The sequence below is a fragment of the Tabrizicola fusiformis genome (assembly GCF_013328815.1).
Taxonomy (GTDB): domain Bacteria; phylum Pseudomonadota; class Alphaproteobacteria; order Rhodobacterales; family Rhodobacteraceae; genus Fuscibacter.
Genome location: NZ_JABUHN010000013.1, coordinates 69,596 through 88,491, shown reverse-complemented (window position 1 = coordinate 88,491; position 18,896 = coordinate 69,596). Strand labels below are relative to the sequence as shown.

The 18,896-nt window shown below is 66.7% G+C and carries 16 protein-coding genes; 1 reads left to right on the top strand and 15 read right to left on the bottom strand.

Annotated elements, in window-relative coordinates; translation table 11 throughout:
- Positions 1-198 precede the first annotated feature (198 nt).
- Positions 199-804, bottom strand: a complete 606-nt coding sequence (gene msrQ, locus HS053_RS18145) for a protein-methionine-sulfoxide reductase heme-binding subunit MsrQ (RefSeq protein ID WP_174212659.1) — start codon at positions 802-804, stop codon at positions 199-201.
- Positions 804-1,700, bottom strand: a complete 897-nt coding sequence (gene msrP / locus HS053_RS18140) for a protein-methionine-sulfoxide reductase catalytic subunit MsrP (protein WP_174212658.1) — start codon at positions 1,698-1,700, stop codon at positions 804-806. The genes msrQ and msrP overlap by 1 nt, the downstream gene beginning before the upstream one ends.
- Positions 1,701-1,820: 120 nt before the next feature.
- Between msrP and HS053_RS18135 the strand changes: the two genes are divergently transcribed.
- Entirely contained in the window at positions 1,821-2,591 is a 771-nt protein-coding gene (locus HS053_RS18135) for a GntR family transcriptional regulator (protein ID WP_174212657.1), read from the top strand.
- 147 nt (positions 2,592-2,738) lie between these two features.
- On the opposite strand, the gene HS053_RS18130 is transcribed toward HS053_RS18135, so the two are convergent.
- The 13 genes from HS053_RS18130 to HS053_RS18070 form a co-directional block, all read right to left on the bottom strand.
- Positions 2,739-4,421, bottom strand: a complete 1,683-nt coding sequence (locus tag HS053_RS18130; RefSeq protein WP_174212656.1) for a hydantoinase B/oxoprolinase family protein — start codon at positions 4,419-4,421, stop codon at positions 2,739-2,741.
- On the bottom strand, positions 4,414-6,432 hold the full coding sequence (locus tag HS053_RS18125) for a hydantoinase/oxoprolinase family protein (RefSeq protein ID WP_174212655.1): 2,019 nt from the start codon (positions 6,430-6,432) through the stop codon (positions 4,414-4,416). Before HS053_RS18125 ends, HS053_RS18130 begins: the two co-directional genes overlap by 8 nt.
- Positions 6,433-7,125 carry an ABC transporter ATP-binding protein gene (locus HS053_RS18120; RefSeq protein ID WP_174212654.1) on the bottom strand — a complete coding sequence of 231 codons (693 nt, stop codon included), beginning with the start codon at positions 7,123-7,125 and terminating at the stop codon, positions 6,433-6,435.
- Positions 7,112-7,834: an ABC transporter ATP-binding protein gene (locus HS053_RS18115; protein WP_174212653.1), complete on the bottom strand. Its 723-nt coding sequence runs from the start codon at positions 7,832-7,834 to the stop codon at positions 7,112-7,114. The genes HS053_RS18120 and HS053_RS18115 overlap by 14 nt, the downstream gene beginning before the upstream one ends.
- The gene (locus HS053_RS18110; protein ID WP_174212652.1) at positions 7,822-8,754 is read right to left on the bottom strand and encodes a branched-chain amino acid ABC transporter permease; all 933 of its coding nucleotides are present in this window, start codon (positions 8,752-8,754) and stop codon (positions 7,822-7,824) included. Before HS053_RS18110 ends, HS053_RS18115 begins: the two co-directional genes overlap by 13 nt.
- Positions 8,751-9,629: a branched-chain amino acid ABC transporter permease gene (locus tag HS053_RS18105; protein ID WP_174212651.1), complete on the bottom strand. Its 879-nt coding sequence runs from the start codon at positions 9,627-9,629 to the stop codon at positions 8,751-8,753. Before HS053_RS18105 ends, HS053_RS18110 begins: the two co-directional genes overlap by 4 nt.
- 70 nt (positions 9,630-9,699) lie before the next feature.
- Entirely contained in the window at positions 9,700-10,986 is a 1,287-nt protein-coding gene (locus HS053_RS18100) for an ABC transporter substrate-binding protein (protein WP_174212650.1), read from the bottom strand.
- Between the two features lie 87 nt (positions 10,987-11,073).
- Positions 11,074-12,420, bottom strand: a complete 1,347-nt coding sequence (locus HS053_RS18095) for a hypothetical protein (protein ID WP_174212649.1) — start codon at positions 12,418-12,420, stop codon at positions 11,074-11,076.
- Positions 12,417-12,998, bottom strand: coding sequence for an amino acid synthesis family protein (locus tag HS053_RS18090; RefSeq protein WP_174212648.1), 582 nt, complete (start codon positions 12,996-12,998; stop codon positions 12,417-12,419). Before HS053_RS18090 ends, HS053_RS18095 begins: the two co-directional genes overlap by 4 nt.
- Positions 12,991-13,806: a UPF0280 family protein gene (locus tag HS053_RS18085; protein WP_174212647.1), complete on the bottom strand. Its 816-nt coding sequence runs from the start codon at positions 13,804-13,806 to the stop codon at positions 12,991-12,993. Before HS053_RS18085 ends, HS053_RS18090 begins: the two co-directional genes overlap by 8 nt.
- Positions 13,803-15,287 (bottom strand): 6-hydroxynicotinate reductase, encoded by a 1,485-nt coding sequence (locus tag HS053_RS18080; RefSeq protein ID WP_206677627.1) that lies wholly within the window; start codon positions 15,285-15,287, stop codon positions 13,803-13,805. Before HS053_RS18080 ends, HS053_RS18085 begins: the two co-directional genes overlap by 4 nt.
- 85 nt (positions 15,288-15,372) lie before the next feature.
- Positions 15,373-18,063, bottom strand: a complete 2,691-nt coding sequence (locus HS053_RS18075; RefSeq protein ID WP_174212646.1) for a molybdopterin-dependent oxidoreductase — start codon at positions 18,061-18,063, stop codon at positions 15,373-15,375.
- On the bottom strand, positions 18,060-18,881 hold the full coding sequence (locus HS053_RS18070) for an FAD binding domain-containing protein (protein WP_347233351.1): 822 nt from the start codon (positions 18,879-18,881) through the stop codon (positions 18,060-18,062). Before HS053_RS18070 ends, HS053_RS18075 begins: the two co-directional genes overlap by 4 nt.
- Between the last annotated feature and the right edge of the window lie 15 nt (positions 18,882-18,896).

The window sequence follows — 18,896 nt, the reverse complement described above, 5'->3', positions numbered from 1 at the left end:
GTTTCGCTTCATTCAGCGTCTTCCGCTTCGGTGAGGCGGTATCTACGGACCAACGCCAAAACCCGCAAGAGGAAAAAGTGCAGACCGTCGCATTTTTTTCGTATTTCCTTGTTCCTGCACAAAATCTGGGGGTTACGGGCAAGATCACTACTACTGACGCCGCAGTTGCGAAACATTCTTGCGGCAGCGCAGCGCGACTCAGGCCCGCAGCGGGGCCGGACGGCGCCGCGGAACCAGCCGCAGCGCCAGCAAAGCCAGAACCAGCCCCAGATAGATCAGTGAATCAGCCGTCCAGACCTTTCCGATCATCACGAAATGCACCGCGCCGGCCAGAATCGCCGGGTAGGCCAGCCGGTGCAGGTTGCGCCACGCCTGCCCGCCCAGCCGCCGCAGCGCATAATCGCTTGAGGTCAGGGCAAGGGGAATCAGCATGAGCAAGGCCGCGAATCCCACGATGATATAGGGGCGCTTCACCAGGTCTCCGGCGATCTGGCTCCAGATCAGGCCCATATCCAACGTGACCCAGACCGTGAAATGCGCCAGCACATACCAGAAGCCCAAAAGCCCCAGCGCCCGGCGGAACCGGATCAGCCGCAGCCCGGCCCGCATCAGCGGCGTCACCGCCAGCGAGGCGATCAGGAACCGCAGCCCCCATTCGCCCAACTCTTTCTCCAGCCCCTTGACCGGATCGACCCCCAGCCCCCCGGTCAAGGCGCCGGTCAGCAGCAGCACCGCCGGCACGGCGCCCATCAGGTAGACGGCCCAGACGGGCAGGCGGCGCAAGGCCCTGTTCAAACGGTCCATCAGTAATCCACCGCCAGATCCTGCCCGGCATACAGGCTGGCCACATGGTCGCCATAGCCGTTGAACATCAGCGTATCCTTGCGCCCGCCGAACAAGCCGCCGCCGATCGGCCGTTCCGTGGCCTGCGACCAGCGCGGGTGATCCACCTGCGGGTTCACATTGGCGTAGAAGCCATATTCATTCGATTGCAGGATGTTCCACGTCGTCGGCGGCATCTTGTCGGTCAGGGTGATCTTCACGATGCTCTTGATCGACTTGAAGCCATACTTCCACGGCACCACCAGCCGCAGCGGCGCACCGTTCTGTTTCGGCATCGGCTGATCATACAGGCCCGTCGCCAGAATCGTCAGCGGATGCATCGCCTCGTCCAGCCGCAGCCCCTCGACATAGGGCCATGGGAAAGAGCCGCCCTGCTGACCGGGCATCTCTTCCGGGCGCAGCAGGGTTTCAAAGGCGACGAACTTCGCGCCCGGCTGCACCCCGACCCGGTTCAACAGGCCCGACAATTCGAACCCATGCCAAGGCACCACCATCGACCAGGCTTCGACACAGCGGAACCGATAGATGCGCTCCTCGATCGTCTGGCCTTTCAGCACATCGGCCAGATCATAGCTGCCGGGCTTGTCCACCATGCCGCCGATCTCGACCGACCACGGATCGGTGGTCAGCGCACCGGCATAGGCGGCGGGGTCTTCCTTGCCATAACCGAATTCATAGAAATTGTTGTAGCCGGTGATTTCCTCGAAACTGTTAGGGGTTTCCTCCACCGACCATTCATTGCGCGCCAGCGCGGGCGTCGCCACCAGCGCGCCAGCCCCGGCGATGATCTGACGGCGGTTGAGGAACAGCGCCTGCGGCGTCACCTCGGACCATTTCAGCACATTCTTCCAACCCATCACGCGCTCCTTCCGTTTCCCAAGCGAAGGATGCGCCGCGCCACGCAAAAGGCAAAACAATCTGCCTCACATCTGCGGGACGGCGTTGTAACATGGGCCAGCCGCCACGAAGGACGCCAGATGACCGATCTTATCGACCCCGCGCTGTTTCGGGCCGCCGTCTGGTTCCAACCCGGGCGTGGCCCACGCTACGAACAACTTTACCGCCATCTGGCACAGGCCATTACCGACGGCACGCTGCAACCCGAAACGCAGCTTCCGCCCGAGCGCGAACTGGCCGGGATCGCCGGGGTCGCCCGCGTCACCGTGCGCAAGGCGGTGGCGCAACTGGTGCAGGACGGCGTGCTGGAACAGCGGCGGGGAGCCGGAACCTTCGTGCGCCGCCCGCGCGCGCGGATCGAACATTCGCTTTCCTCGCTTTTGTCCTTTACCGAATACATGCGCCAGCGCGGCAAGGCGTCGAGCAGCACCATCCTGCGCCGCGGTCTGTTCACCCCCACACCGGATGAGAAAATGGCCCTTGGCCTGACCGGCACCGCACAGGTGGCCCGGCTGGACCGGCTGCGCAGCGCCGAAGGGGCGCCGATGGCGCTGGAGCGCACGGCCCTGCCTGCCGATATTCTTCCCGCGCCCGAGGCGGTGGAAACGTCGCTCTATGATATCCTGCGGGCGGGCGGTGCGGCGCCCACCCGCGCCGTGCAACGCATTGCAGCGGTGAATGTGACGGGCGAGGATGCCCGTTTGCTGCATCTGCCCGAGGGGATGGCAGTCTTGCGGATTGAGCGGACGGCCTATCTTGCCTCCGGTCGTCCGGTGGAATGGACACGCGGCCTCTACCGGCCCGACATCTATGATTTCGTCGCCGAACTGCACCTCGGGCCCGAGGGCTGATCCGCCCCGATCCGCGACCATGGTTAACGCTCGCCCGTCCCGACAGATGTATATACGGAAAAATGACGCAAAACTTACAGGAAAACGACGCCAAACCTACGGCCCGTTTTCCGCAAATCCCCAGATTAATCCAGCGTCCGTAACGGCTTACCCGGAAAATCCGAACAACCGCCGCGCCTCCTCCGCCGAATACCGCCCCAGCCGCACATCCTCCGCCACCAGCGCCGGATCGCGCCGCGCCGCATCACCATAGCCGCCACCGCCCGGCGTGCGCACCCGCACCCTGTCACCCGGCTGCAAAGCAATATCCTGCGCCTTTGACAGATGCTCCGGCACCGTCACCACGCCGCCGCGCATCACCTCGACCCGGTTCACCGCGCCATCCTGCCCGCCCAGCACGCCTTGCGGCCCGACGCGGCCGTGATCCATCACGAAAGAGGCCCGCGCCTGTCCGCGCAACAGCTCAATCTCGTAGTCGAGGCCAAAGCCGCCGCGATGTTCGCCCGCGCCGCCAGACCCCTCATGCAGCGCATAACGCCTGTAAAGCACAGGGAAATTCTGCTCCATGATCTCCACCGGCGGCGCCTTGGAAATGCCGATGGTCGAACAACCGTTCGACAGCCCATCCCCCCCGGCAAAGCCGCCATAGCCGCCGCCGGAAATCTGATACATCACGAAATCCCGGCCCTTGTCCGGGTCATACCCGCCAAGGCCAAAGTTGCCGCTGGTGCCCGCAGGCGCCGCCGTCACCCGGTCGGGGAAGACCTGCACCAGCGCGGCAAAGACGGCTTCGGCAATCCGCTGGCTGACCTCGGCCGCGCAGCCCGACACCGGGCGGGGGTAATGGGCATCCAGAAAAGTCCCTTCGATTCCAACCACCTGCAACGGTTCAAACGCGCCCGCCGAAATCGGCACATCGGCAAACACATGCCGCACCGCCAGATAAACCGCCGAAAGCGTGGTGGCGCGGACTGAATTCATCGGCCCCATGCAGGGCGCCGACGACCCCGTGAAGTCGAACACCACATCGCCGCCCACCCGCCGCAGCGACAGCGCGATGGTCAGCGGTTCGTTCACCACCCCGTCGCTGTCAACAATCGCCACCGCCTTAACCGGATCTTCAGGAACATCTGCCAGCATCGCCCGCATCTGCCGTGCTGCCAGCCGCCGCATCTCGGCAATCGCCTCGACCACCGCCGCATCACCATAGCGGTCCATCAACCCGGCCAGACGTTCGGCCCCGACCAGCAAAGCACTCGCCTGCGCCTTCACATCGCCGATCCGCTGTTCCGAAACCCGAATGTTGGAACAGATGATCTGCCAGATTTCGCGGTCCATCTCACCGCGTTTGAACAGTTTCACCGGGGGCAGGCGCAGCCCCTCTTGCTCGGCGCTGATCGCGCTGGCCGAAAACCCGCCCGGAACCGCCCCCCCGGTATCGGGCCAATGCCCGGTGTTCGACAGCCAGCAGAACAGCTTACCATCACGGTAAAACGGCATGGCAAAGCGCACATCCATCAGATGGGTGCCGCCCAGATAAGGGTCATTCACAATGTAAATATCCCCCGGCTCCGGCGCCGCCGTTTCCCCCGCGCGAATGCGTTCGATCAGTGTCCGGGTGGAAAACTGCATCACCCCGACAAACACCGGCAACCCTTTGGAGCCTTGGGCAATCAGGCTGCCATCCTCGGCGGAATATATCCCGTCCGAACGGTCATCCGCCTCGGCGATCACCGGGGAAAAGGCGGCACGGGAAAAGGTCAGGTCCATCTCGTCGCAGACCTGCTGCAACCCGGCCTGAATGACCGCCAGCGTCACCGGATCAAGCATGGCCCACCTCGACAATCAGGTTCCCGTCACTATCCGATGTCACCCGGCACCCCGGCTCGACGATCACGGTCGTATCCATTTGCTCAATGATCGCAGGGCCTTGCAGGTCGAGCGCCAGCGGCAGATGATCCCGCCAATAGACCGGCACATCACGCCAGCCGCCGAACCACACCCGCCTTGTGCCCGAGGGCACCGCCTGCCCCCGCCCCGCCGGATCAATCAGCCGCGAAAGGTCAAGCTCGGGCCGCGCCCCGATGACCGAGCAGTTGAGGTTCACCAGATTGGCCCGCACCTGCGGCAATTCCACCTTGAACCGCGCCCAATAGGCCGCCTCGAACCGCCGCTGAATTTCCTCCCGGCCCACCTCCGGCCCCGGCAGGGCGATCCGCAACAGATGGGTCTGGCCGATGAATTGCATATCCGCCGAAAACTCGGCCCTGACAGAGCGGAGCGCCAGCTTTTCGGCAGCAATCAACCGCCGCCCCTCGGCCTCTTGCCCGGCCAGAATGGCCTGAACCTGCGCCATGTCCGCCGCGTCCAGCGGGCGGTTCAGGGTGCGGACGAAATCATGCCGCAGGTCGGCCACCACACAGCCCAGCGCGTTGGTCAGCCCGGGCCGCGCGGGCACCAGCACCTTGGGCACCGCCAGCTCCCGCGCCAATGCCACCGCATGAAGCGGCCCGGCGCCGCCAAAGGCGAACAGCGCAAAGTCGCGCGGATCGGCGCCCATGCTGATCGACACCATCCGTATCGCCCCCGCCATATGGGTGTTGGCAATCCGCAGCACCGCTTCGGCCGCCTCTTCCACCGTCAGGCCCAGCGGCGCAGCGATCTGATCCTCCATCGCCGCCCGCGCCGCCGCAGCCGCCTGACCGAACCGCGCGGCAGGCAGGCGGCCAAGCAGCAAATTCGCATCGGAAATCGTCACCTGCGTTCCGCCGCGCCCATAGCAGACCGGCCCGGGGCTTGACCCCGCCGAGTCCGGTCCCACCCGCAGCATCCCGCCCGCATCCACCCGCGCGATCGAACCGCCCCCGGCGCCGACGGTGCGGACATCGACCATCGGCACATGGATCGGCATGGCATATTCCACCTCGATCTCGTTCGAGACCGGCGCCACCCCGCCCCGGATCATCGCCACATCGGTCGAAGTGCCGCCCATGTCATAGGTCAGAAGGTTCGCCATCCCGGCCCGCCGCCCGGTTGCCACCGCCGCCATCACACCACTGGCCGGACCCGACATCACGGTTTTCACCGCCTCGCGGCTGACCTTGCTTGCGGTGACCATGCCACCATTGCCGTTCATCACCAGAAGGTCACGGGAATATCCCCGCGCCGCCAATCCCTTGGCCAGCCTTGCCACATACCGCTCCAGCAGCGGCTGGACGGAGGCATTGACCGCCGCCGTCACCCCCCGCTCAAACTCGCGGCTTTCGGACAAGAGGGAATGGCCGGTGGTGATATAGCCGTTTGGCCAGACGCCCGCCGCAATCTCGGCCGCGCGCAGTTCATGCGCGGGGTTGGCATAGGCGTGCAGGAAATGGATCACCAGACTTTCGCAGCCCTGATCGCGCAGCCAGAGCGCGGCCCGCGCCACCGCCGCCTCGTCCAGAGGCGTCAGCTCACGGCCCCGCGCATCCATCCGGCCCGCCACCTCAAGCCGCAGGTCGCGGGGGATGACCGGCACGAAATGGCCTTTCATGCCATAGGCTTGCGGACGGGTCCGGCGGCCCAGCTCCAGCACGTCACGAAACCCTTCGGTGGTGATCAGCCCGGTCTTGGCCAGCTTGCGCTCCAGCACCGCATTGGTGGTCGTGGTGGTGCCATGCACGATCAGGTCCATCTGGCCCAGATCGGCCCCCGCCTCGGCAAAGGCGGCCAGCACCCCGCCCGACTGATCCGGCAGGCTGGTCGGCACCTTGGCCAGCCGCACAGCCCCCGTTGCCGGGTCAAGGATCACCAGATCGGTGAAGGTGCCGCCGACATCGACGCCCGCCACAAGACCCGTCATTCAGACCCCCACCCAGGTTGCAAACTGCGCCGCACCGGGGGCCAGATCGGCCCGCGCCACGGTTTCGGCGACCGTGCCGTGGTCCATGAAAGCCACCCGGTCGGCCATGTCCAGCACCGCGGAAACCCGTTGCTCGACCAGCACCACCGCCACACCGGTTGTCTTCAAACCCAGAACCACCTGCCGGATCGCCGCAATCATCGAAGGTTGTAGCCCCTCGGTCGGCTCGTCCAAAAGCAGCACCTTCGGCTCAAGGCAGAGCGCCCGGGCAATGGCGAGCATCTGCTGCTCCCCGCCCGAAAGCGTGGATGAAACCTGCGTCAGCCGCTCCCGCAGCCGAGGGAACAGGTCCAACACCCGGTCGCGCGTCACCGCGCCCTTGCCCCGGGTCATCAGCCCGATCTCAAGGTTTTCCGCCACGGTCAGCGGCCCGAACAGCCGCCGCCCCTGCGGCACAAGGGCGATGCCCCGGCGCGGCACCTCATGCGCAGGCAAGCCGGCCAGTTCCTCGCCCCCCAGCCGGACCGAACCGCTGACCGCAATCTGCCCCATGATCGCCCGCATCAGCGTGGTCTTGCCCACCCCGTTGCGGCCCATGATGCAGGTCACCTCCCCCGCCTCGGCGGCAAAGGACAGACCGCGCAGCACCGTAACCGCGCCATATCCGGCCGAAACCCCCTCAAGCCGCAGCATCGCCGGTCCCCAGATAGGCGGCCTGCACCGCCGGATTGGCGCGAATCTCTTCCGGCGTGCCATGAGCCAGCACCCGGCCAAAGTTCAGCACCGTAATGCGGTGGGCCAGTGACATCACCACTTCCATGTTATGCTCGATCATCAGAACGGTGGTTTCGGGCACAAGGCTGCGGACAAGGGCGGTGAAGGCGGCAATCTCACCGGCGGCAAGGCCCTGCGTCGGCTCATCCAGAATCAGCACCCGCGGCTGCAAGGCCAGCCCCATCGCCAATTCCAGAAGCCGCTGGTGACCGTAGGACAGCGTTGCCGCCTCCTGCCCCGCCAGATCGCCCATGCCAACACGGGCGAGCGCCGCCGCAATCGCCGCCTGCAGGTCACGCACCCCGCGCGACTGGGCGGCCAGCGCCACATTGTCGAACACCGTAAGCCGCGGATAGATCGAGGTGATCTGGAACGTATAGGCAATCCCGCGCCGCACCCGCAGATGCGCGGGCAACCGGGTGATGTCCTGTCCCGCCAACCGGATCGCCCCGGCATCTGGCGCGATCCGACCCGACAGCAGGCTGACAAAGGTGGTTTTGCCCGCGCCATTCGGCCCGATCAGCGCGTGAATCTCTCCCGCTTGCAGCGCGAAATCCACCCCGTCCACCGCCCGCAACCCGCCAAAGGCCCGCGCCACTCCCTGCGCTTCAAGGATCACGGCAGCCATGGCAGCACCCTTTCGCGGACCCAGCCCAGAATCCCCCGCGGCGCGAACAGCACCAGCACCACCAGCGCAATTCCCACCCCCATCAGATAGGCCGTGGTCAGACCCGAGGCGATGTCGATCAGATAGAACATCGCCCCCGCCCCGATCAGCGGGCCCAGCACGGTGCCCGCCCCGCCCATCAGGCTGTAAAGCATGGGAAGGATGGAATATTGCACCCCGGCAAACCCCGCCCCGGCATAGCCGAACAGCAGGGCATAGCCTGCGCCCGCCACCCCGGCGTAAAGCCCCGAAATCGCCAGCACCGCCAGCTTGACCCGGAACGGATCATAGCCAAGCATCCGGCTGCGCTCTTCATTCTCGCGCATGGCCAGCATCACCCGGCCAAACCGGCTTTGCACCAGCGCCAGCGCCGCCAGCAGCCCCGCCGCATAAAGCCCCAGCGCCACCATCAGGCGCGGGCCGTCCTGCGTCATGTCCAGCCCTGCCAGCATCCGCCCGGCGCCCGACAGCACGATCCCCTGATCGCCGCCGGTGGTCTGGTTGAAGTAGATCACCGTCAGATACCCCGCCTGCGCGAACATCAGCGTCACGATCATAAAGCTGACCCCCGCCGTCCGCAGCGCCAGCAGCCCCACCGCCGCCGCCACGGCGCCCCCGGCCAGAAGCCCCAGCGCCAGCCCCGGCAAGGCCCCAAGGCCCCAAAGCGAAACCGGCAGCGCCGCGCCATACATCCCCGCCGCAAAGAACAGCGCATGGCCAAGGCTCAACATCCCGGTATAGCCGAAGGCAAGGTTATAGCCCGTGGCAAAGACCGCCAGCATCAGGATCCGCGCCAGATTGTTGGCGTGATAGGCCGGCAGGATCAGCGCCAGCACCGCCAAAGCCACCAGCACCGCCAGATGGAAAAGCCAGACCTTCATGCCTTGGCCCCGAACAGGCCCTGCGGCCGGAACACCAGCACCAGCGCCACCAAGAGCGTGGCGATGATCTTTGACAAGGTGGGCGACCAGAACATCGAGATCACCCCGTCACTCAACCCGATCACCAGCGCCGCAACCAGCGTGCCGCGCAAACTGCCCAAGCCCCCGATGATCACCGTGATGAAGGCCAACAACAGCGGATCCGCCCCCATCAGGTAATGCACTTGGGAAATCGGCACCACCAGCACCGCCGCCACCGCCGCCAGCGCCGCACCCAGCGCGAAAGTGCCCGCATAAACCCGGTCCACATTGATGCCAAAGGCCCGCGCCGTGTTGCGGTCCACCTGCGTCGCCCGCATGAGAAGGCCAAAGCGCGTCCGCGCCATCAGCAGCCAGACCCCGGCCAGCACGGCGCAGGCGGCCACGACCACAAACAGCTTATACCCCGAATAGCCGAACCACGGCAGTTGCAGCCGCAGCGTGAAGGGCGCCGCCACCGGCCTTGCATCGGGGCCAAAGCTCATCAGGGCCGCCTGTTCCAGAATGTAAAGCACGCCGATGGTGGCCACGATCACCGCCTCGGGCTCATAATTCAGCCGCTTCAATACTGAGATATCGACCAGTGCCGCCAGCGCCCCCACCACCAAAGGCGCCACCACCAGCGCAGCGAGCCAGCCCCAGACCGGCGGCCCCGCGACATGGCCTGCCACAAACCAGGCGACCAGCGCGCCCAGCATGAAAAACGCGCCATGGGCGACATTCACCACCCGCATCACGCCAAAGACCAGCGACAGACCCACCGCCGTCAGCGCCAGCACCGCCGCCGACACCAGCCCCTCCATCACGGCAAGCAGCAGAAACGGACCAAAACCCACGAGCGCCCTTTCATCTGTCCTTAAATATCCCGCGGGGGTCCGGGGGCGCGAAGCCCCCGGCCGCCGATGCTCAGAACGCCATCGTCGTGTAATCGACCGCGTCGGGGTAAAGCCCTTCCTCAATCGTGGTGGTATGCACCTTCACCAGCTTGCCGCCTTCGATCTTCGAGATGTTCTGCACGCCAAAGGCTTGGTGGGTCTTGCCGTTGAAGGTCTTGGCACCCTGCGGCCGCTCGATGCCGTAAGGCAGGTCGGAAATCGCCTCCATCGCCTCGACCAGCTTCTGACGGTCGGCGGGGCCGGTATAGCCCGCCGCCTCGATCGCCTGCTTGATGAAGAACAGCGTCTCCCAGGTGCTGAACATATGGGAATAGGTGGCAACATCGGCGGCGTCACCAGTGCTGGCGCCATTGTCATCCACGCCCACGGCGGCCCGGTATGCCGCCTCATGTTCACCCGCATCGGCAGGCTTTACCCGGGGATGCGCCTCCCAGAAATGCGAGCCTTCGAGGAACTCCAGCCCCGGCGTCGCCGTATCCACCGCTTCGAGCGAGTCGATGAAACCGAAAAGCTGCGGCTTGGCGCCAGTGCCATAGAACTCCCCCAGCTCCTTGACGAAGGTCAGAACACCCGGGCCGACCATGACGTGATAGATCACCTCGGTTTCCGGCGGAATCTGCGGGAAATAGCGGGTAAAGCTCGTTTCGGTCGGCGGAATGGCGATCTGGGCCAGAACCTCGCCGCCCTGCGCCTGAATGGCGGCGGTAAAGAAATCGCGGTGGTCATAGCCGAACGCATAGTCCGGGTAGACCATCGTCACTTTCTTGCCGATGTTGCCCGCAACCCACGGCGCCATCGACGAGATCTGGCTGCGGACATCGGTGATGCCGGGTTGCAGCGTCCAGCGGTTCAGCGCGCCCGAGGCGACGTGGTAGCCTTCGGAACAGACCAGATAGGGCACCTTCAACTCTCCGGCGCGGGGGGCGGACCCCATCACCACATGGCTGAACAACGTGCCCAGAACCAGATCGCAGCCATGCTGGCTGACCAGCTTGTCCACCACTTCGGCGCCGCGCTTGGGGTCGGTGCCATCGTCTTCATAGACCAGTTCCACCGGGCGCCCGGCGATGCCACCGCCTTCGTTGATCAGCTTGACCGCCGCATCCGCCGTGCGCTGATACCAGCGGCCATAGCCGGCGCCGATCCCCGTCGCGTGCAACTGGAACCCCAGTTTCAGCGGCGCGGCCTGCGCCCAGACCGGGCGGATCAGACCCGCCCCGGCCAGCAGGCCCGCGCCCGCCCCCATCAGAACCGAACGCCGCGACGGCGCCAGACCAGTCTTCTTCGTGGTGATCATGGTTTCACTCCGCTGTTGGACGGCCCGGGTGTGCCCCGGCGCCTGTGGTTGCAGATCATAGGCATACAAATGAAAAGTCCTGTCTTTTCAAACACCTCGCGCCGTTGACATAAGCCAGAGACCGAAAACTGTATAGCCCGTCATCAACAGGGTCATCGGAAAATGCCCCGCCGCACGGGGGCCACCGCCCAGCCGCAGCGTCAGCACCACCGCCAGAAGATGCGCCCCCAGAATGGCACCGAATTGCACGGCATAGATCGCCGCCATCACCGCCGGAACCGACAGGAACCCGAATGAGATGTAAAAGGGCGGTAGGCCCAACAACTCATCGCCCCGAAACAGCGGGTCGTTCAGCGCCCAGAGGGTATATTGCCCGGTGGTGATCAGCGTGACGAAGAAATGCGCCACATGATACCCCGCCGCGATGGCAAGGAAGGACAGCATCACCGGCCCCGCCGCAAAGCCGCCCCCGCCCAGCGCCCGCGACAGCCGCAACCCGCCCCAAAGCGCCGCCGCCGTCAGGCCCCATGCCGCCAACAGCCCGACGGCGTTCACCCCCTGCACCGCCGAGCGGCCGGTGAACTCCAGCGGGTTTTCCCCGATCAGCCCCAGCCACCAGAAGGTTTCCGACAGCCCCTCAAAACTCAACGTGCCCAGCGTGACCACGACGAAAGCCATCTGCGACAGATCAAGCGGTGCCATCCGCAGCACCTGCGCCCCGGGCCATCCGGCAAAGGCCCGCACCTGCGCCCCATCCCGCTCTCGCCAAAGCGGCGCAATGCGGGCGATCAGGGTGAAGAACACTGTCAGGAACTCCCCCTGCTCCAGCCAATCTTCGCCTTCGGCCACGGCAAGCGCCAGAAGCACCACCCAATAGACCAGCAGCATCCGCGCCAGCACGCCCGGGTCTTGCGGCGCCAGCGCCGCGATCTGGAACCAGCCGAACCCGGCCATGCCCAGAACGGCGGGCCAATGTCCCAGCCGCGACAACCCGATGCTGCCCCGCCAGCCCAGAGCGCCGCGCAGCGCCCGCACCGGCGCGGCCCAAGGGTTCATCCCCCACCACAGATTGCCGAAGATCATGCAGGCAAAGGGCAGTGCAATCCAGATGCCGGTCCAGAACACCAGCGCCAGCAGGTTGTGCAGCGGGTCCGCCGCCCCGACAAAGCCGATGGCCAAAAGCCCCGCCAGCCCCAGAAACCCAAGGTATGAGGTGAACATCCGCGGCCAGCGGTCCGGCCCCTGCCAAAGCGGCAGCGCGACAAAGCGCGGCAGCCGCCCGCTCATCGCACCCAAGACCGCCGTCAGCGCCACGGTCGCCCCGGCTCCGGCGATATAGCCACCCGTGGGCAGCGTCAGGATCACCGAAGGCGGCAAGGCGCAGGCCAGCGCCGCCGAAGGGGTAACCGCAAGGGCCGCTGCCAGCCGCTTCACCGCAACCCGTCCTCCCCCTTGACCTGTGACAGTTCCAGCCCGCCCATCCGGCTGTGAACCCGCCCGCCCCGCGCCATGGCCAGCGCGAACAGCACCTCACCGGCGCGCGGCCCATCCTCGCAGGCCACCGTGATCACATCGAAGCGCGACCGGACATAGGCGGCATTCAGATGGCCGAGCGGAATATCCAGCGTGGTGCTAAGCCCGCCGACCTTCATCGCCGATGGCACGATGGCGCGGCATTCCCCCAGACGCTCGCGCATCCCATAGCCGCCCGAAACATGCCAGATCGCGCCATGTTCATGCTCGCCCGCTTCGCCCACAATGGCGCCCTTGCCATAGGCGTCGATCCCCTCGCGCCCGCCCAGCGCCGCGACCAGACGGTCGGTCAGCATCAGCGCCAGCGGCTTCAGCGCCTCCATCGCGGGTTGAAGTTCGGGCTCGTAACGCCCGGCGAAGGGGTTGGAACAGATGGCATAGATCGCGCCCTTGACCGGCGGCACTTCGGCCAGCGGCCCACCCTCGTGCAGGATTTCCTCGACCTGCGTGACGATCTTGCGCAGTTTGAATTCAGACATGTTCGGGTTCCTCCAACCGCAACACCCCTTCGATGCGGCTCTGACCCTGAAGGAAAAGGGCGGCCCCTTCAATCAGGCCGCGCGCACGATATGCCCCAGCAGCCGCCACGCCGCGCGCCAGGGCCCGCGCCACCTCGGCCCCGGTCAAGGCGCCAACTCCAACCGTCACCAGACGCTGCCCAAGGTCGCTGTCGGCCTGCATCTCTACTGCCGGACGGCGGGTGATGGCGGGATGCCCGGGCAAGTCCACCGCATTGGCAATCATCGTCGCCGCCGCATCGGCCATGGCTGCGCTGCGGGCCACCACCGTCACCGCATCGGCAATGCCCAGCGACCAACTCCGCCCCCGCCACCCCGAGGTGGCAATGCCGCGCACACTGTCCCCGGCGCCGATCACCAGACGGCCGCCGGTCGCCATGGCGCAGGTAAACCGCTGCTCCGCGCCCAGATGCAGCGCAATATCGCCGCCATTGTTCACATAGGCCCGCGCGATGCCCGGCCCCGCCACCATGACGGCCAGCACCGCCTCGGCCACGGCGCCCGCGACCGCCGCCATCGGCGTGATGAAATCGGGCCGGAACGGCGCCACCGCCGCCGCCATCACCCGCGCCACCTGCCCTTGAAGCACAGCCACCTCCACCCGAAGGGCCGGAAGCTCCGCCACCAATTCCTCAAGCAAACCGTCAAACCGCGCCACGGCCCGTCGAAAGCCCGCCGCCGCCCCCGGTCCCTCGGCCCCGCAGATCAGATCCATCGGCCCGTGGTTCAGATGCAGCCGCCCATCCGGCAGAAGACTTGCCTGCATCATGGCCTTTGCACCTTTTGAAATACTCCGGGGGTGCGGGGGCTGGCCCCCGCTTCCGAAGGCCAGGGTTCCACCCGTGCGGCAACCGGATATTCCCCGCCCCCGGCCACCACCTGATCCAGAGTGCGGATGCTGTCCTCATGCCCGCCCATCGCCAGATACGCCTCGCGGGGGAGGGTAAATTCAAGCGGCGCCACCAGCGCCGGGGTGGGCACCGCGCCAAAGGCACCCGGGGGCAGGGCTGTCACATCCACCATGAAGGTGATGCCACCGCCCGGCCAGACATAGCAGTCCGCCCCGCCCGAGGTCAGCCGCGTCACCCCCGCCTGAACCGAGCGGGTCAGCCGCACCGGATTCCGCGTCACCCCGGCGCGCAGGCTGCCGCCCGCGCCGCCCATGAACAGAACGGTGCAAAGCGAGGGTTCGCAATTCTCGTCAATCAGCCCGACCGTCGCCCGCAGCGCCTGCGGCAAAGGCTGCGCCTGCGGCCTCAACTCCTCGTCCAGCACATAAAACCCGAACTCTTCGCCGGTGGTGGACACCATCAGCAGGGTCAGGCCGGGGCGCGCGCCCTTTTTCGCCTCCCATGGGCCCAGAATCTCCAAGGGATCGGTCAACCTTGTGCCGCCCCAGCCCAGCCCCGGCTCGCTCACCCGAAAATAGCGCCCGGGGGTGGAACGGTGGCCTTTGATGCGGATGCCGGTCGGCTCCCATCCCAGAACCTTGCCGGCCTGATGCTCGCTGACGACGCCGGTGATGTGGTCATCGACCACCACCACCTCATCCACCAGCCCGCGCCACTGGCTGGCGAACATGCCGATGGTGGCCGAACCGCAGCCCACACGCATCCGCCGCTCGGGCGTGCCATCCACCACTGGCGGCCGCCCGGCCTGCACGACCACGGTTGAACCGCCGTCGATGGTCAGTTCCACCGCCTCACCATTGCAGAGCGAGAGGAGCGCGGCACAGGTCAGGCGACCTTCGGCCTTGGACCCACCAGTCAAGTGATGCACCCCACCCAGCGACAGCATCTGACTGCCGTATTCCGCAGTGCTGACATGGCCCACCGCCTCGCCCCCGGCGCGCACGGTGGCACCTTCGGGGCCAAGGAAGCGGTCGGTGTCGATCTTCACCTTGACACCGCAATAGGAAAAGATCGCCTCGGTCACCACCGTCACCATATCGGCGCCTTCGATCCGGGACGAGACGATGAAGGGCGCCGGTTTGTAATCGGGATAGGTGGTGCCCGCGCCGATTCCGGTCACGAAGGTATCGCCCGGCAGGGGATCGCCGTCCCAGTCGCGCAGCGCGAAGGGCACCACGCGCCCGCCCCCCTGAACCGTGTGCGACAGCATCACCACCGGATCGGTGCGGATGATCCGGCCCGCGTCATTGGCATAGCGATCGCAAGCGCCGGTCTGGCCCGGCGCGATGTAGCACATCACCGGGCAGGCATCGCAGCGGATCTTGTCGGCGGCATTCATGGCAAGCTCCGCACAAGGCGGCAGGCGCCGGGGGTTTTCCACCCCCGGACCCCCGGAGAGTATTTCGGGAAGGGCAATTGAAAAATCATCGCGGTGCCCTTTGAATCGCATCGAGGATTCGGTGCGGCAGCGCCGGGGTCCGGGTGAGTTCGGCGCCGGTCGCGTGGCGGATGGCGTTCAGGATGGCCGGGGCGGTGGGGATCAGCACATGCTCGCCCAGCCCCTTGGCGCCAAAGGGGCCGTCCGGGTCGGGCACTTCGATCAGCAGGCTTTCGATGGGCGGCACATCGCCGGTGGTGGGAATCAGGTAGTCGTGCAGGTTATCGGTGCGCCCGGCGATATATTCCTCCATCAGGGCCATGCCGATGCCCTGCGCGATGCCGCCTTCGATCTGGCCGGTGATCAGTTGCGGGTTGATGGCCCGACCCACGTCATGGGCGGCGGTGATCTTGACAAGCTGCACCGTGCCAAGCCTTGTATCGACCGCCAGTTCCACCATCTGCGCGCCATAGCCGTAGATGGCATAGGGGCTGCCCTGACCGTTTTCATCCAGCGGTCGGGTCGGCGGATCATAGGTTTCCTCGGCCGAAAGGGCATAGCCGCGGGCGTCTGTCGGCAGGGTGGAAAGGTCGATCCGGTGGCAGGCGGTGCCTTCGGTAACCGTCACGAAATGCCCGTTTATAGACAGTTCTGCGCCGTCGCCCGCATTGACAAGCCGCAACAGCGCCCCCCGCAGCGCCGCCCCCGCCGCCTGCGCCGCGCGACCCGAAACGAAGGTCTGCCGGCTGGCGGAGGTCTTGCCGGCATCCGGGGTCAGCGCGGTATCGGGGCCGATGAAGCGGAAGGCTGTCAATGGCAGGCCCAGCGCCTGCGCCGCGATCTGCGGGATCACCGTGTTCGACCCCTGCCCGATGTCCGTCGCCCCCTGATGCAGCACCAGCCCGCCCGCCGCCGTCAGCCCGATCCGTATGGTCGAGGGATTGGGCAACCCGGTATTGCCGCAGCCATACCAGCAGGAGGCGATCCCCACGCCGCGCCGCAGATGGCCCTGCGGCTGCGCTTCGGCCAGGGCGCGCGCCCAATGCGGGCGAAGTGCCGTCAGGCATTGCGCGATGCCCGCTGCCTCCATCACCTGACCTGTCGCGCTGAGTTGCCCGTCGCGGAGCGCGTTCAACAGCCGGAATTCCAGCCGGTCAAGACCCGCCTTCTCGGCCAACCGGTCATAGAGGGTTTCCTGCCAGAGCGCGGCTTGCGGCACGCCAAAACCGCGAAAGGCGCCGCTGACCGGGCCATGGGTATGCACGGCGCGGGCGCGGGCATGAATCGTGGGGGTGTGATAGGGGCCGGAAGCATGGACCGGCACGCGGTTCGCCACGGTCGGGCCCCAACTGCTGTAGGCGCCGGTGTCAAAGCGACCCTCGAACTCCATGGCGGTGATGCGGCCAGTGGCATCGCAGCCGATCCGGCCGCGCATTTCCGCCGGATGCCGCTTGGTGGTGGAGGTCATGCTCTCGGCCCGGCTGTAGATCATCCGCGCCGGACGCCCGGTTTTCAGCGCGACCAGCCCGATGAGGGGTTGCAGGCTGACATCCAGCTTGGAGCCGAAACCGCCACCGACCGCAGAGGGCAGGATTCGCACCCGCCCGACCGGCAGGGCCAGAATCGCCGCCGTGTCGTCGCGGTCCATATAGGGGGCCTGGGTGCAGGCGCGGATGTTCAGCGTATCGCCCTCCATCCAGGCCGCCCCCGCCTCGGGTTCGATATAGGCGTGTTCGACATGGGCGGTGGTAAAACTGCCCTCCACCACATGGGCGGCGGCGGCAAGCGCGGCAGTGGCATCGCCGCGGCGCACCACACCTTCGATCAGCCGGTTCGCCGGCCGGTCGGGGTGCAACAGCGGGGCCTCCGGCGCTTCGGCCTCCGCCGAAGAGAGAAGGGCGGCAAGCGGGGTCCAGCGGATGGGGAAATCGGCGGTATCGGGCGGCGTGTACGGCTCGAACGCCACAAGGGCCACGCATTCGCCGCGGAACCGCGCCGGGCTGGCGGCAATGGCGGGCTGATCGGCAAAGGCCGGAATCACGGAAAAGGCGTTGCGGCCCGGAATATCGGCGGCGGTATAGACGGCGGCAATGCCGGGGCGGGCGGCATAGGCGGCCAGATCGCCAAAGGTGAACCCGGCATGGGGATGCGGTGCGCGAATCGCCTTGACCACAAGCGCGCCTTCCGGGGCCCAATCGGCGCCAAAGACATCCCCCGCCACCTTAGCCGCCCCATCCAGCCGGGGCAGGGGCACACCGACAGGCGCCTGCACGGGGAGGTCTGGAGGGCCTTCGCCTCTCCACGCGTCGCAGACCGCGGTGATGATTTTGGCATAGCCCGTGCAGCGGCACAAAACGCCGCCCAGTGCCTGTTTTGCCTCTTCCGACGAGGGGCGCGGGACCCTTTGCAGCAGTTCGGCAGCGGCCATCAGCATTCCGGGCGTGCAGATGCCGCATTGCGCCGCGCCGTGGCGAAGGAAGGCATCGCGCAGCCGGGTCAGCACCGGAGTTGACCCCTCAACAGTCTCTATCACCGCCCCTTCGGCCCGCGCGGCGGGCGTCAGGCAGGCACAGACCGCCCGCCCCCCGATCAGCACCGTGCAGGCGCCGCAATCGCCCGCATCGCAGCCCACCTTGGTGCCACGCGCGCCCAGCCGCTCCCGCAGGGTTTCCGACAGACGCTCCCCCGGAGGGGCGTCGCAGGTCACGGGCTGGCCATTGAGGGTGAAGCCGATCATGCCGCCCCCCCGGCCAAGGCCCGGCGCGTGAGTTCAAAGGCCGCCTCACGGCGATAGGCGGCGCTGGCGCGGATGTCGTCGATCGGCGCAAGGATAAGATCTTCGGGCCGCAGGCGGTCGGCGAGCCCAGTCAGGGGCGTGCCGGTCAATGCCCGTTCCACCCCCGGCTGACGCCGCGCGACGGGGCCGCAGGCGCCGATGGACAGTGCGATTTCAGTCACCAAACCGCCTTTTGTGACAGATCGTAGCGCCACCATGGCAATGGAAATCACCAGATGCGCCCGCGCGCCCAGCTTGAGGAAGCTGCCTTGCCCCCGCAGCGCCGCGTCCGGGATATGCACCGCCATCAGCAATTCATCCGCCGCCCGGGCTGTCTGCCTTGGCCCGCGCAGGTAATCCGCCAGCGGCAACCGCCGGCGCCCCCGTGCCGAAGCAAGCTCGACCTCGGCATCCAGCGTCAGCAGCGGCGGCACGCCATCGGCGGCGGGTGAGGCATTGCAGATATTGCCGCCGATGGTGCCGGCATTCTGCACCTGACGCCCGCCCACCAGCCGCGCCGCCGCCTGCAATCCGGCCAGCGCGGGCGGCAGATCGGCTTCGGCCAGATCGCTCCATGTCGTGGCGGCACCGATCCGCAACCCCGCGCCCCGGGTGATGCCGCGCAATTCGTCCAGTGCCGATATGTCGAGAATGTCCCCGGCCAGAGCCGCCCCGGCACCGGGATAAAGATCGGTCCCGCCCGCCAGCACCCGCCAGCCGCCGCCCGCCAGAATCTCCAGCGCGTCAGGCAGGTCCGAGGGGCGGGCGTAGGCGGTCACGCAGCACCTTTTCGT